Below are 12,443 nucleotides of genomic sequence, written 5' to 3' on the forward strand. Positions count from 1 at the left end.
GTGTTGTGTTTGTTGTTGTATCGTTTTGCCGGATGGCGGTGCAAGCACCCTATCCGGCCTACGAGATTGCCAGCAAGCGATGCTTATTTTTTTTCTTCAGGCGTATAGCCTTCAATATGCACATCCTTACCTTCAAACAGGAAGTTAATCATCTCCTGTTCCAGTAACTTACGGTGTTCAACGTTCATCATATTGAGTTTCTTCTCGTTAATCAGCATGGTTTGTTTATGCTGCCATTGCGCCCATGCTTCTTTAGAAATCTCGTTATAGATGCGTTTTCCCAGATCGCCCGGGTACAGCTGAAAATCCTGTCCTTCTGCTTCGCGTTGCAGGAAAGTACAAAAAATCGTTCTGCTCATAAAAAATCCTCTTTATCGACCGGTACGTTAAACCTGTGTGCCGGCACGTAATTGCTGTAACAAACGCTCCACGGGGGCCGCCAGTCCGACCGACGGCGGTTGCGCTAAGTTATACCAGAGCGCGTTGCCTTCATCCATGCATGAGGTGAATGAGGACACGGGAAGCCACATAGGCACAATATCTAAGTGGAAATGGCTAAAGGTATGGCGAAACGCATTAAGTTGGGTCAGATTATCTGCGTTAATTTGCCGTTGCGCCAGCCAGTCGCGTAGCCCATCCTCATCATCAAACTGCGGAAAACAGTATAAGCCACCCCATAAGCCGCTGGGTGGTCGCTGCGCGAGCAACACCTCGTTTTCATGCTGCATCAGTAAAAAATAGCCCGTCCGTTCTGGTAATGTCTGTTTGGGCTTTTTACCCGGGTACAGCGCCCAGCTTGCATTGGCGCTCGCCACACAGCCATTTTCCAACGGACACAGGGAACATTTGGGTTTTGAGCGCGTACAGACCATGGCGCCTAAATCCATCATCGCCTGATTAAACCGTTCAACCCCATGGGCTGGCGTAACCTGCTCGCTCAACTCCCACAGTTTCTTTTCGACCTCTTTTTTACCCGGCCAGCCGCTTACAGCATAACAGCGAGCCAGCACACGTTTGACGTTACCGTCAAGAATCGGAAAATGCTGACCCAGGGAGAGCGAAAGGATCGCGCCTGCAGTTGAACGTCCGACGCCTGGCAGGGCGGCCACTTCATCAAAGGTTTGCGGGAATGAGCCGCCGTGCTGCGTCACAACCTGTTGCGCGGCTTTATGCAGATTACGCGCTCGAGCGTAATAGCCCAGCCCGGTCCATAAATGCAGGACTTCATCCAGCGGCGCATGGGCTAAATCCGTTACCGTTGGGAAGCGCGCCATAAAGCGCTCAAAGTAGGGGATAACGGTCGCAACCTGAGTTTGTTGCAGCATCACCTCAGAGAGCCATACTTTGTAAGGCGTCTTATCAATTTGCCAGGGCAGCGTTTTCCGCCCGTATTTGTCGTACCAGCTCAAAACCTGAGCCGAGAATTGAGACGCTTGCATGATTACCGTTTCATTATTGCCGGGGGCAAGATTGCAGCACAGCGGCAACGGGGTGTAAACCGGAACTTTCCGCTGCTCACTTTCTTCCTTTACTTGCATCCGGCAACTAACTTTGGATAATGCCCGTTTTCAGAACTCAAACACAGCAGACTAAACTTTTATGAAGAACGACGTCATTTCACCGGAATTTGATGAAAACGGCCGCCCTCTGCGCCGGATTCGTAGTTTTGTTCGTCGCCAGGGGCGACTGACGAAAGGGCAGGAACACGCGCTGGAAAACTACTGGCCGGTGATGGGCGTTGAGTTCAGCGAAGAACCTGTGGATTTCGCTGCGCTGTTTGGTCGCGATGCGCCAGTCACGCTTGAAATTGGTTTTGGTATGGGGGCTTCGCTGGTGGCGATGGCGAAAGCGCGTCCGGAGCAAAATTTCCTCGGCATTGAGGTTCACTCACCGGGCGTTGGCGCGTGTCTGGCTTCAGCTCATGAAGAGGGCGTCGAGAACCTGCGTGTCATGTGCCATGATGCCGTCGAAGTCCTGCATAAAATGATTCCTGACAATTCTTTATCTATGGTTCAGCTGTTTTTCCCTGACCCGTGGCATAAAGCACGTCATAATAAACGCCGTATCGTTCAGGTACCGTTTGCTGAGCATATCTTAAGCAAGCTGAAGCTGGGCGGCGTGTTCCACATGGCAACCGACTGGGAAGCCTATGCGGAGCACATGCTTGAAGTGATGTCCTCGATTGACGGGTATAAAAACCAGTCAGAGAGTAACGATTATGTACCGCGCCCGGAATCGCGCCCGGTAACCAAATTTGAACAACGTGGTCATCGTCTTGGCCACGGCGTATGGGACTTAATGTTCGAGAGGGTGAAATAATGGCAAAGAACCGTAGCCGTCGTCTGCGTAAAAAAATGCACATCGACGAATTCCAGGAAGTAGGATTTTCGGTTGCATGGCGTTTCCCGGAAGGTACATCTGGAGAGCAGGTCGATCAAATCGTTGATGATTTTATCAATGAAGTTATCGAACCGAACAAGCTGGCCTTTGACGGCAGCGGCTATCTGGCCTGGGAAGGTCTGATCTGTCTGCAGGAAATCGGCAAATGCACCGAAGAACATCAGGCTATCGTGCGTAAGTGGCTGGAAGAGCACAAACTCGAAGAAGTGCGCACCAGCGAACTTTTCGATATTTGGTGGGACTAAGTAGCAAAGGGTCGGCAAATGCCGGCCCAATTTGTATTGAGGGAAAGATATGATGCGCAAAACGCTGCTGGCGGCAGTCCTAACGTTCACGGCGATGGCCGCACATGCTGATTATCAGTGCAGCGTCACCCCGCGTGACGATGTGATTTTGAGTCCACAAACGGTACAGGTGAAGGGTGAGAACGGCAACCTGGTCATTACCCAGGCCGGTGATGTCACCTTTAACGGTAAACAGTACAACCTGAACGCCGCGCAGCGTGAGCAGGCTAAAGATTATCAGGCGGCGTTGCGTAGCAGCCTGCCGTGGATTGATGAAGGTGCCAGAGCGCGCGTGGAGAAAGGTCGCGTGGCGCTGGATAAAATCATCGCCAAAGAGGTCGGCGAAAGCAGCAACATGCGTGGCCGCTTAACTAAGCTGGATGCGCAATTGAAAGAGCAGATGAACCGCATTATTGAGCATCGCACTGACGGCCTGACCTTCCATTATAAGGCGATTGATCAGGTCCGCGCGGATGGACAACAGCTGGTCAATCAGGCGATGGGCGGTATTTTGCAGGACAGCATCAACGAGATGGGGGCGAAAGCTGTGCTCAAAGGCGGTGGTAATCCGCTGCAGGGCGTGCTCGGAAGCCTCGGAGGTTTGCAAACCTCAATTCAGAACGAATGGAAGAATCAGGAACAAGACTTCCAGCAGTTTGGCAAAGATGTCTGCGCCCGCGTCGTGACGCTGGAAAACGATCGTAAAACGCTGGTTAGCACTCTGAAATAATCTTCACCTCTTTTTAACGGCACAGAAACATTCTGTGTCGTTTTATTTTGTATTTTTCTGTTTTTTTGATATCCATCTCTAAGAATAACAATTTGATGGAGATATAAATCTGGTTAATTGGATGGCGTCACATTATTCATCTGTAAGATAGACATAATGCTGCAAATTCAAGTAACTGGAGAAATAACATGGAGTTTTTCAAGAGAACGGCACTTGCCGCACTGGTTATGGGTTTCAGCGGCGCGGCGCTTGCACTGCCAAACATCACTATTTTAGCTACCGGCGGGACGATTGCCGGCGGTGGTGACTCCGCAACAAAATCTAACTACACGGCAGGCAAAGTCGGCGTAGAAAATTTGGTTGATGCCGTACCTCAGTTGAAAGATATCGCCGTTGTGAAAGGCGAGCAGGTGGTAAACATCGGCTCCCAGGATATGAATGACGAAGTCTGGCTAACGCTGGCGAAAAAGATTAATACCGAGTGTGATAAAACTGACGGCTTCGTGGTAACACATGGTACGGATACCATGGAAGAAACCGCCTATTTCCTCGATCTCACCGTCAAGTGCAACAAGCCGGTGGTGCTGGTCGGCGCAATGCGTCCGTCTACAGGTATGAGCGCTGATGGCCCGTTCAACCTGTATAACGCCGTGGTAACCGCCGCAGACAAAGCCTCTGCCAACCGTGGTGTGCTGGTGGTGATGAACGACACCGTTATGGATGGTCGCGACGTGACCAAAACTAACACTACGGATGTCGCTACTTTCAAATCCGTTAACTATGGTCCGCTGGGTTATATCCATAACGGTAAAATCGACTACCAGCGTACGCCTGCGCGAAAACACACCACATCCACGCCGTTCGATGTATCTAAGCTGACCGAGCTGCCGAAAGTTGGGATTGTTTACAACTACGCTAACGCCTCCGATCTGCCAGCCAAAGCATTGGTAGACGCGGGTTACGCCGGGATCGTCAGTGCGGGTGTAGGTAACGGTAACCTGTATAAAACCATTTTCGATACGCTGGCAACTGCCGCGCATAAAGGTACTGTTGTGGTGCGCTCATCCCGTGTACCAACGGGCGCCACCACCCAGGATGCTGAAGTTGATGATGCGAAATACGGATTTGTGGCTTCAGGCTCTCTGAACCCGCAAAAAGCGCGTGTTCTGCTGCAACTGGCTCTGACCCAAACCAAGGATCCTAAGCAGATCCAGGAAATGTTTAATCAGTATTAATGGCATAAAAAATGCCCCTCCCGTAGCGTTGGGGCATTCTCCAGAGATAGTTACTCTTCGTATTTACATCAACCCCAGCATCTGTGGAATAAACAGAGAGATCTGTGGAATGTATACGATCATCATCAGTGCAACCAGCAATGCGGCGTAAAACGGCAGCAGGGGTTTGATCAATTGCTGGATCTTCACGCCAGAAATCGAACAGCCTACAAACAATGCACTTCCTACCGGCGGTGTCAGCAGACCAATGCACAGGTTGGCGACCATCATGATGCCGAAATGTACCGGATCCATACCTAACTCTTGAGCGATTGGCAAGAAAATGGGGGTAAAGATCAGGACTGCCGGTGTCATATCCATAAAGATCCCAACAACCAGTAGTACAATATTGATTAACAGTAGGATAATCAGTGGATTATCGGAAATACCCATTAATGTGTCACTGATCATGTAGGGAATATCGGCATTGGTCATCGCCCAGGACATGCCGACAGAGAAGCCGATCAGTAACAGTACGATAGAGGTCATCACGACTGATTCCAGGATCAGCTTTGGTAAATCGCGCCATTTTACTTCCCGGTAAATCAGCACCGAGAGAATGAAGGTGTAGACGACCGCAATCGCTGAGGCTTCTGTTGCGGTAAAGATCCCACCTAAAATACCCCCCATCACAATGATGACCAGTAACAGACTCGGTAGCGCATCCAGAAGTGCTTTTACTGCCTGCGCGCAGGTTGGCCTTTCCGACAGGGGATAACCACGGCGTTTGGCGATAATGGCGCATACCACCATGATCGAAAGCCCCATCAGGATCCCTGGTAAATAACCTGCCATAAACAACGAAGCAACTGAAACACCGCCAGCAGTAAGAGAAAACACAATTAACACATTTGAGGGTGGAATTAACAGCCCGGTAATGCAGGAGGAAACGTTAACGGCTGTCGAGAAGGTTGGGTCGTATCCTTGCTTTGTCTGAATAGGATTAAGCGTACCGCCAACGGCTGCAGCTGCGGCAACGGCAGAGCCGGATATCGAACCAAACATCATGTTTGCCAGCACGTTGACATGACCAAGTGAGCCGGGAACTCGCCCAACCATCACCTGCGCCAGGTTAATTAGCCGGATGGCGATCCCACCGCTGTTCATCAGCGTACCTGCGAAAATGAAAAACGGGATCGCCAATAGGGCAAAATTATCTAATCCGTTTGCCAGACGTTGAGAGACAGTGATAACGGCAACATCCCAAGGAAACATCAGCAGCATTGAGGCTACAGTGGCGATACCGATAGAGAACGAAATAGGTACGCCAATGAACACCAGGACAAAGAAGCAGCCAAACAGGGTTAGTGCGATATAGCCTTCCATCAAATTACTCCCTGCGAAGATTGTTTCAGTTGCTGAATATTTTGGTGAATAAACCACAGGGCATAGAACATCATGACTGCGCCGCTTAGCGGCAGGATGATATACACGTAACCCATTGGAATTTGCATGGCCGCAGAAACTTGCACCGTTGCCAGCGTTTTATTAATCAGCTTGATACCGCCTGTAACGATGACTGAACCTGCAAAGCCAAAAATCAGCAGATTAATGAATAAGCTCAATAACGCCTGTTTACGTTTATTAATCGACATGAACAGTAGATCGATAGACAGGTGGCGCTGGGCGCCTACGGTATAGGCTGCACCTAATAATCCGACCCAGATCATTAAGAAGCGTGCCAGTTCGTCAGTTAAGGTGCTGGGCTGATTGAGCACGTAGCGGCTAAAAACTTGCCAGACTACGCACATGACCAGCGCAATCATTACGATGACCGAAAATGCGGCAATGACGCGGTCTACCGCAAGCTTAAGGCGGTTAAATATCATGGTGAGTTTCCTGGTGAAACAGGGCCAATTAATGGCCCAAAGGGTTATTGTACTGCGTCTTCAAACTTCGCCAGCAGGGCTGCATGTTTTGGGTCTTTTTTGAAGTCATCAAACAGCGGTTGAACAGCGGCGCGGAAAGGGGCTTTATCAACTTTGATAATCTCGCCACCCATAGCTTTTGCTTGAGCGCGGGTATCAGCATCGATTTTATCCCACAACTTTTGTTGATAAGCCTCGGAATTTTTAGCCGCTTGACGAAGGATCTGTTGTTGCTCCGGGGTCAGCTTATTCCATGTTTTGGTTGAGATAACGAGAAAATCTGGAATAGAGGCGTGCTCATCTTCGGAGAAGACTTTAGCTATTTCGATATGACGTGTTTGCACCCACGATGGAACGTTATTCTCTGCGCCATCCACTACACCTTGTTGCATAGCGGTATAAACCTCACCGAAGGAAATGGGGGTCGGCGATCCGCCCATCAGTTCAACCATTTTAATGGTTGTGGGGCTGGGTTGAACGCGGACTTTCAGACCTTTCAGATCCTCTGGTTTGGTAATAGGTTTTTTGGCATAAAAACTACGCGTGCCGGCAACGTAAGCAGATAACGCAAAGAATCCCTTTTCTTTTGTGGATTCCATAATGTCTTTACCTACCTCACCAAATACAACGTTATTGAAATGGTTTTGATCTTTAAATAAGAAAGGTAAATTATAAATGGCATAAATATTATCAAATGACTCTAAATCACTGGCAGAACCTTTTGTCATATCCAACGCGCCATTTTGTAACAACTCCATCGTTTCTCGGGCATTACCCATTTGGCTACTGGGATATATACGTACAATCATTTTACCGTCGGAGAGTTGTTTTACCTCTTTGGCCATTTCTTCGAAAGCCTGGTGAACCACATGGCTACGTTCAAGGTTGTGTGCCAGTTTGAGAGTCACTTTTTCAGCAGCATTTGCGCCAGTGCTAAGTAGCGCCAACAAGGACGCACAGACTAGCGAGCGGGAAAAGGTTTTGATTTTCATAAGTAAGCTCCGTGCTTTAAGGTACAGTAATTGGTTGACATCTGATGATGGTTCACCTTTTTCTGTATGATAAATTAATATAGTTGTCAGACATCTATCCACTATATAGATCACATACCTTTTGCATGGCAGCAGTTTGATCTTATTTTGTGCGCTGTGTTCAATATATTTATGTTGGTGAAGAGGCTATTTAAAATGAATAAAATAATTAATATGGGTATTGTCAATAAATGACGTGCATTGTACTCGGTTTTTCCGAGTACAATATTTAGAGGAATTTGTAGAAGAAAATGCGCCGACAGGCGCACAGAGATTACTCCGCCAGAAACAGCTCCAGCAGAGAATTCAAAAATAGCTTACCGTGTTGGGTAATCTGCCAGTGTTCATCGCATTCACTCAGATAGCCCTGGGCAATGGCCTCATCGATCTGTCGACGAATAACGTCTTCGGTAAGCCCGGTATATTGCGTGAACTCCGCGCGAGGCGCGGCTTCCAGCAGCCGGAAACGGTTCATAAAGAACTCAAACGGCTTATCGGCCTCGGCGACATCTCGCTGGCTTTCCAGATAACGTCCTTGCATGTATCCGCGCGGATGTCGCGTTTTGGTAGTGCGCAGGATGCGACCGTCTGGGAAAGTGACTTTGCCGTGCGCGCCGCAACCAATGCCTAAGTAGTCGCCAAAACGCCAGTAATTTAGGTTGTGCTGACACTGATAACCCGGTCTGGCGTAGGCTGAGGTTTCGTACTGCTGATACCCCGCGGCGGTAAGCAACTGGTGGCCTTGCTCAAAAATATCCCACAGCGCGTCGTCGTCCGGTAATACCGGTGGTCGGGACCCGAACAGCGTATTCGGTTCGATGGTCAACTGATACCAGGAAAGATGCGGTGGGTTGAGCGCGATGGCCTGCTGTAAATCGCCCAGCGCCTCTTCCAGCGTCTGATCCGGTAAACCGTGCATCAGGTCGAGGTTAAAGCTGCGTAGTCCCAGACCGCTCGCCAGGTGCGCTGCACGTTTGGCTTCTTCCGGCCCGTGAATACGTCCCAGACGTTCGAGTTTGGCGGAGCTAAAGCTCTGTACACCAATGGAGATACGGTTTACGCCAGCACGTTGATAATCCACAAAGCGATCGGCTTCCACCGTACCGGGATTCGCCTCCATCGTGATTTCTGCATCTGCGGCGAGATTCAGCCGTGCGCGCACGCCGTCGAGCAGCGTTTGCATTGCCGGGCCAGAAAGCAGGCTCGGCGTACCACCACCGATAAAAATCGTCTTTACCTCACGGCCCTGGGCGTGGGCCACCTCAGAATCCAGATCGCTCAGCAGATGCTGCACATAGTCGTCATGAGGGACTTCGCCTTTTAGCGCATGCGAGTTGAAGTCGCAGTACGGGCATTTCTGCACGCACCACGGGATGTGAATGTAAAGACTTAACGGCGGAAGCTTAACCATTACGCAGGGCATCCAGCAGCAGCTTCAGCGCTTGTCCGCGGTGAGAAATCGCGCTCTTTTCTTCGCGGGTCAGTTCGGCGGCGGTTTTCCCTTCAGAGGGCACAAAGAAGATTGGGTCGTAGCCAAAACCACCGTTTCCGGCAGGTTCACGGGCAATAACGCCCGGCCAGCGTCCGTGGCAAACCACAGGTGTTGGATCGTCTGCATGGCGCATATACACCAGCACGCAGTGGAATTGTGCCTGGCGCTTGTCATCAGGAACATCCTGCAGGGTGTGGAGCAGTTTTTCCAGGTTCTGCTGATCGGTTGCATCTTCGCCGGAATAGCGGGCTGAATAGATGCCCGGCGCGCCGCCAAGGGCATTTACCGCCAGACCGGAGTCATCAGCAATGGCGGGTAAACCGGTAATTTGCGCGGCATGACGTGCCTTCAGAATGGCGTTCTCAATAAACGTCAGCCCGGTCTCTTCTGCAGAATCAACACCCAGATCCGTTTGAGCAACAACATCAAGACCGAAATCACTCAGAAGAGAGGCGAGTTCACGCACTTTACCGGCGTTGCCGGTCGCGAGGACAACTTTTTGCATGGGATACCTAATCAGTTAGTGCCGCAATTTCGGGCGGGATCTGTTGCGGATGAATGATTTTAACCTGTTTGTGACGACCAAGCTCGCCCTTCTCAATGACGACCTGGCTTTTTGCCACACGGAACTGTTTGCCGAGAAACTTCACCAGATGGCTATTGGCTTGCCCATCAACCGGTGGGGCGGTAATGGCGACTTTTAGCTCGTCGCCATGTAAACCTACAATACTGTCACGGCTGGCTTTAGGCTGAATGTAGAGCCGTAAAACCAGACCGTCATCGCAGGGGGTAACGGCACTCATAGCGCCATCCACAGCCCCGGCAGCAGCATGTTACCTGTCGCCTGTAACACTTCTGCGATGCCCATGTTAATGACATACAGCAGCAGAACCAGGATCATTGGCGAGAAATCGATCCCGCCCATGCCTGGAAGTAAGCGACGAATAGGACGCAGCAGCGGATCCGCCAGTTGAATCAGCACGTACTCCACAGGGCTGCGGCCCTGGCTGACCCAGCTCATAATCGCCATTACCAGCAGAACCCAGAAAATCAGCAGTCCGATGGTCTTCAGAACAATCAGCACGGCGGCGATCCAGATGATCGGCTGGAACGTAACCACCTTAAACAGCACGATGGCCTTGATAAAGCTCAGAACGAGCGCAACTAATGCCGATGCGCTGTCAATTGGCCCCATCGGGGGAATAATACGGCGTAACGGCCCAATAATGGGCTGAGTGATTTTCACAATAAACTGCGAGAACGGGTTGTAGAAATCGCAGCGAGACCATTGCATCCACACGCGCAGCAGCAGCGCCATGGTATACAGCTCAATTACCGTTGAGAGCAGGAAGGTCAACGTATTCATGGTGTTCCTTAGTTTTCCTTATTTTTTAGTGTAATCACGAGCACCAAAAATGGCAGTGCCGATGCGCACCATCGTGCTACCCGCCGCAATGGCAGCATCCATATCATCAGACATCCCCAGTGAGAGCGTGTCGATACTTGGGTAGCGTGTTTTCAACCCGGCAAATGCTACCGCCATTTGCTGTGCAACTTCAAACTGCCTTACATAATCTGACTCTGGCGCCGGAATCGCCATCAGACCACGCAGGGTAATGCGTGGCAGCGCGGCGACCTCAGCGGCCAGTGCGTCAAGCTCTGCAAGCGGAATACCTGACTTACTGTTCTCATCGCTGATATTAATCTGAATCAACACATTGAGCGGCGGCAGTTCCGCCGGGCGCTGTTCGCTCAGACGGGCAGCGATACGCAGACGATCAATCGTATGGCACCAGTCAAAATGTTCAGCTACCAGACGACTTTTGTTCGACTGCAGCGGGCCGATAAAGTGCCACTGCAGATCGTTAACGCCTTTTTCCTGAAAGTAGCGGATCTTATCCACCCCTTCCTGGACATAGTTTTCACCGAAGGCACGCTGCCCTGCGGTCATGGCTTCTTCGATGGCGCTCGCAGGTTTGGTTTTGCTGACTGCAAGCAACATAACTTCTTCTGAAGACCGCCCGCAACGCGTCGCGGCGGCTGAGATTTTGTCCCGGACATGTGCCAGGTTATGCGCGATATCGTTCATTTTCCGAGGATGTTCATATGAATATGGAAGAAATAGTGGCCCTTAGTGTAAAGCATAACGTGTCGGATCTACACCTGTGCAATGCATGGCCTGCGCGCTGGCGCATAGGTGGAAAAGTCGAAACCGCACCATTTACTACGCCTGGTAAGGCTGCAGATAGGCTGAGTATAAAAATGTGAGTCTGTAGGAGGACGTAAACAGATTTAACTGACAGGATTTCAATTCGTTTTATTCAGCTCCAGTTTGCCCCAGTGTAAATATTCTACAGTTATAAAATTTGGGATGATATTTATTTCTAATAAAGCAAAAAATTAGATATTTGGTAAGGTAAATATTATAACCTCATTTGTTATTAAGCGGAAATACACATCGGAAATACAGCTTGCGGGCATATTTGTGATGTCAATAAATAGAGTTGGAAGCATTTAATGTTCAAGGTGATGGTTCGCTTTGTGATATTTCATACTCTTCGTTTATAAATGAGGTTTTGCAAATGTGGAATAAAGAAGCCGCTATAAATTTTGTTAGGAATAATGCTCATGCGCACGCTACAGGTTATTGTGCCAGGGCAGTAACAGCAGCAATCGAACATGGAGGCGTATCCTTGCATCATGATAATGCTAAAAATATGGGGAAATATTTAGTATTGGCTGGTTTTCGTGAAGTATATGGCAATCCTATTAAAGGTGATGTTGCTATAATTCAACCATATACTGGAGGAAATACAGCAGGGCACATGGCGATTTTTGATGGACATTACTGGTGGTCAGATTTCAAACAGGAACATGGCGTGTATCCCGGACCTGGTTATCGTAAAAATCAGCCCTCGTATAAACTCTATAGGCATAACTGATGAAACGATTGATATTATTTACTTTTCTATTCTCATCGTTTGCTATGGCAGGAATAATACCTGCTGATACTCAGGCATTAAAATTCAATGCCTGGTATATCAAGCAGATTGCTCATAATATCATCCCAGTTGCAGATGAACCGACGGCATTAGAGCCTTATGTTATTATTGATACATTGAATAAATTAAAGCAAGCTTATAGAAGCAATGAGCTTGAAGAGGATTATTTTCTAAAAGTTCAGGATTTTGCCGATAAAGACTGGAGTAAGCATATTAGTATTGATCTAATTATAGCTGATCCTATTTGTACCAATGTCTATTTGACATTTGGAACAGGTGAGTCATCTCAAAAAGTTATTGACTGCATGGTAGAAGAAAAAGGTGTATGGAAAATCAAGAGCGTGACTACTCGCTATTAGTCG

General features: G+C 49.2%; 16 protein-coding genes and 1 pseudogene. 7 read left to right on the top strand and 10 right to left on the bottom strand.

The features are described 5' to 3' along the window. Positions 1-83: 83 nt before the first annotated feature. Together O6D90_RS03810 and mutY are read right to left on the bottom strand one after the other, a co-directional pair. Positions 84-359 carry an oxidative damage protection protein gene (locus O6D90_RS03810; protein ID WP_016154409.1) on the bottom strand — a complete coding sequence of 92 codons (276 nt, stop codon included), beginning with the start codon at positions 357-359 and terminating at the stop codon, positions 84-86. Between the two features lie 27 nt (positions 360-386). Continuing rightward, positions 387-1,439 carry an A/G-specific adenine glycosylase gene (gene mutY / locus O6D90_RS03815; RefSeq protein ID WP_032932009.1) on the bottom strand — a complete coding sequence of 351 codons (1,053 nt, stop codon included), beginning with the start codon at positions 1,437-1,439 and terminating at the stop codon, positions 387-389. A 160-nt stretch (positions 1,440-1,599) separates the two neighbouring features. Between mutY and trmB the strand changes: the two genes are divergently transcribed. From trmB to ansB, 4 genes are all read left to right on the top strand, one after another. Next, complete coding sequence (gene trmB, locus O6D90_RS03820; protein ID WP_016154407.1) at positions 1,600-2,319, top strand: tRNA (guanosine(46)-N7)-methyltransferase TrmB; 720 nt, start codon at positions 1,600-1,602, stop codon at positions 2,317-2,319. Continuing rightward, positions 2,319-2,645, top strand: a complete 327-nt coding sequence (locus O6D90_RS03825; RefSeq protein ID WP_016154406.1) for a YggL family protein — start codon at positions 2,319-2,321, stop codon at positions 2,643-2,645. The genes trmB and O6D90_RS03825 overlap by 1 nt, the downstream gene beginning before the upstream one ends. A gap of 49 nt (positions 2,646-2,694) precedes the next feature. Beyond that, positions 2,695-3,414, top strand: a complete 720-nt coding sequence (locus tag O6D90_RS03830; RefSeq protein ID WP_016157447.1) for a DUF2884 domain-containing protein — start codon at positions 2,695-2,697, stop codon at positions 3,412-3,414. 188 nt (positions 3,415-3,602) lie between these two features. After that, positions 3,603-4,649 carry an L-asparaginase 2 gene (gene ansB, locus O6D90_RS03835; protein ID WP_016154404.1) on the top strand — a complete coding sequence of 349 codons (1,047 nt, stop codon included), beginning with the start codon at positions 3,603-3,605 and terminating at the stop codon, positions 4,647-4,649. Between the two features lie 63 nt (positions 4,650-4,712). Here the strand turns inward: ansB and O6D90_RS03840 are convergent, their stop codons facing one another. The 8 genes from O6D90_RS03840 to O6D90_RS03875 all read right to left on the bottom strand — a co-directional run bounded on the left by O6D90_RS03840 (position 4,713) and on the right by O6D90_RS03875 (position 11,168). Further along, positions 4,713-6,014, bottom strand: coding sequence for a TRAP transporter large permease (locus O6D90_RS03840; protein ID WP_016157446.1), 1,302 nt, complete (start codon positions 6,012-6,014; stop codon positions 4,713-4,715). Continuing rightward, entirely contained in the window at positions 6,014-6,517 is a 504-nt protein-coding gene (locus O6D90_RS03845) for a TRAP transporter small permease (RefSeq protein WP_016157445.1), read from the bottom strand. The genes O6D90_RS03840 and O6D90_RS03845 overlap by 1 nt, the downstream gene beginning before the upstream one ends. 44 nt (positions 6,518-6,561) lie before the next feature. Beyond that, positions 6,562-7,548 carry a TRAP transporter substrate-binding protein gene (locus O6D90_RS03850; protein ID WP_016157444.1) on the bottom strand — a complete coding sequence of 329 codons (987 nt, stop codon included), beginning with the start codon at positions 7,546-7,548 and terminating at the stop codon, positions 6,562-6,564. 313 nt (positions 7,549-7,861) lie between these two features. After that, complete coding sequence (hemW, locus tag O6D90_RS03855; protein WP_016157443.1) at positions 7,862-8,998, bottom strand: radical SAM family heme chaperone HemW; 1,137 nt, start codon at positions 8,996-8,998, stop codon at positions 7,862-7,864. Next, entirely contained in the window at positions 8,991-9,584 is a 594-nt protein-coding gene (locus O6D90_RS03860) for an XTP/dITP diphosphatase (RefSeq protein ID WP_016154402.1), read from the bottom strand. Before O6D90_RS03860 ends, hemW begins: the two co-directional genes overlap by 8 nt. 7 nt (positions 9,585-9,591) lie before the next feature. Next, positions 9,592-9,882 carry a DUF167 family protein YggU gene (gene yggU, locus O6D90_RS03865; protein ID WP_005123286.1) on the bottom strand — a complete coding sequence of 97 codons (291 nt, stop codon included), beginning with the start codon at positions 9,880-9,882 and terminating at the stop codon, positions 9,592-9,594. Further along, entirely contained in the window at positions 9,879-10,445 is a 567-nt protein-coding gene (locus O6D90_RS03870) for a YggT family protein (RefSeq protein ID WP_016154401.1), read from the bottom strand. Before O6D90_RS03870 ends, yggU begins: the two co-directional genes overlap by 4 nt. 18 nt (positions 10,446-10,463) lie before the next feature. Continuing rightward, positions 10,464-11,168 carry a YggS family pyridoxal phosphate-dependent enzyme gene (locus tag O6D90_RS03875; RefSeq protein WP_016154400.1) on the bottom strand — a complete coding sequence of 235 codons (705 nt, stop codon included), beginning with the start codon at positions 11,166-11,168 and terminating at the stop codon, positions 10,464-10,466. Positions 11,169-11,185: 17 nt separating this feature from the next. Here O6D90_RS03875 and O6D90_RS03880 point away from each other — a divergent pair. From O6D90_RS03880 to O6D90_RS03890, 3 genes and pseudogenes are all read left to right on the top strand, one after another. Further along, positions 11,186-11,311 (top strand): annotated as a pseudogene (locus O6D90_RS03880) (type IV pili twitching motility protein PilT); the annotation flags it as partial. 272 nt (positions 11,312-11,583) lie between these two features. Beyond that, positions 11,584-12,021 carry a hypothetical protein gene (locus O6D90_RS03885; RefSeq protein ID WP_369707200.1) on the top strand — a complete coding sequence of 146 codons (438 nt, stop codon included), beginning with the start codon at positions 11,584-11,586 and terminating at the stop codon, positions 12,019-12,021. Then, a complete protein-coding gene (locus O6D90_RS03890) occupies positions 12,021-12,440 on the top strand; it encodes a DUF3828 domain-containing protein (protein ID WP_016157440.1) in 420 nt (139 codons plus the stop codon). The genes O6D90_RS03885 and O6D90_RS03890 overlap by 1 nt, the downstream gene beginning before the upstream one ends. Positions 12,441-12,443 lie beyond the last annotated feature (3 nt).

This window comes from Citrobacter sp. 21OH12SH02A-Citro (assembly GCF_027919895.1).
In the GTDB taxonomy this organism is placed as follows: Bacteria; Pseudomonadota; Gammaproteobacteria; order Enterobacterales; family Enterobacteriaceae; genus Citrobacter; species Citrobacter braakii.

Coding starts and splice junctions, on each gene's coding strand:
- mutY (WP_032932009.1), bottom strand. CDS start 1,439: ATGCAAGCGTCTCAATTCTCGGCTCAGGTTTTGAGCTGGTACGACAAA.
- O6D90_RS03810 (WP_016154409.1), bottom strand. CDS start 359: ATGAGCAGAACGATTTTTTGTACTTTCCTGCAACGCGAAGCAGAAGGA.
- O6D90_RS03845 (WP_016157445.1), bottom strand. CDS start 6,517: ATGATATTTAACCGCCTTAAGCTTGCGGTAGACCGCGTCATTGCCGCA.
- O6D90_RS03825 (WP_016154406.1), top strand. CDS start 2,319: ATGGCAAAGAACCGTAGCCGTCGTCTGCGTAAAAAAATGCACATCGAC.
- O6D90_RS03890 (WP_016157440.1), top strand. CDS start 12,021: ATGAAACGATTGATATTATTTACTTTTCTATTCTCATCGTTTGCTATG.
- O6D90_RS03840 (WP_016157446.1), bottom strand. CDS start 6,014: ATGGAAGGCTATATCGCACTAACCCTGTTTGGCTGCTTCTTTGTCCTG.
- trmB (WP_016154407.1), top strand. CDS start 1,600: ATGAAGAACGACGTCATTTCACCGGAATTTGATGAAAACGGCCGCCCT.
- O6D90_RS03875 (WP_016154400.1), bottom strand. CDS start 11,168: ATGAACGATATCGCGCATAACCTGGCACATGTCCGGGACAAAATCTCA.
- yggU (WP_005123286.1), bottom strand. CDS start 9,882: ATGAGTGCCGTTACCCCCTGCGATGACGGTCTGGTTTTACGGCTCTAC.
- hemW (WP_016157443.1), bottom strand. CDS start 8,998: ATGGTTAAGCTTCCGCCGTTAAGTCTTTACATTCACATCCCGTGGTGC.
- O6D90_RS03830 (WP_016157447.1), top strand. CDS start 2,695: ATGATGCGCAAAACGCTGCTGGCGGCAGTCCTAACGTTCACGGCGATG.
- ansB (WP_016154404.1), top strand. CDS start 3,603: ATGGAGTTTTTCAAGAGAACGGCACTTGCCGCACTGGTTATGGGTTTC.
- O6D90_RS03860 (WP_016154402.1), bottom strand. CDS start 9,584: ATGCAAAAAGTTGTCCTCGCGACCGGCAACGCCGGTAAAGTGCGTGAA.
- O6D90_RS03850 (WP_016157444.1), bottom strand. CDS start 7,548: ATGAAAATCAAAACCTTTTCCCGCTCGCTAGTCTGTGCGTCCTTGTTG.
- O6D90_RS03870 (WP_016154401.1), bottom strand. CDS start 10,445: ATGAATACGTTGACCTTCCTGCTCTCAACGGTAATTGAGCTGTATACC.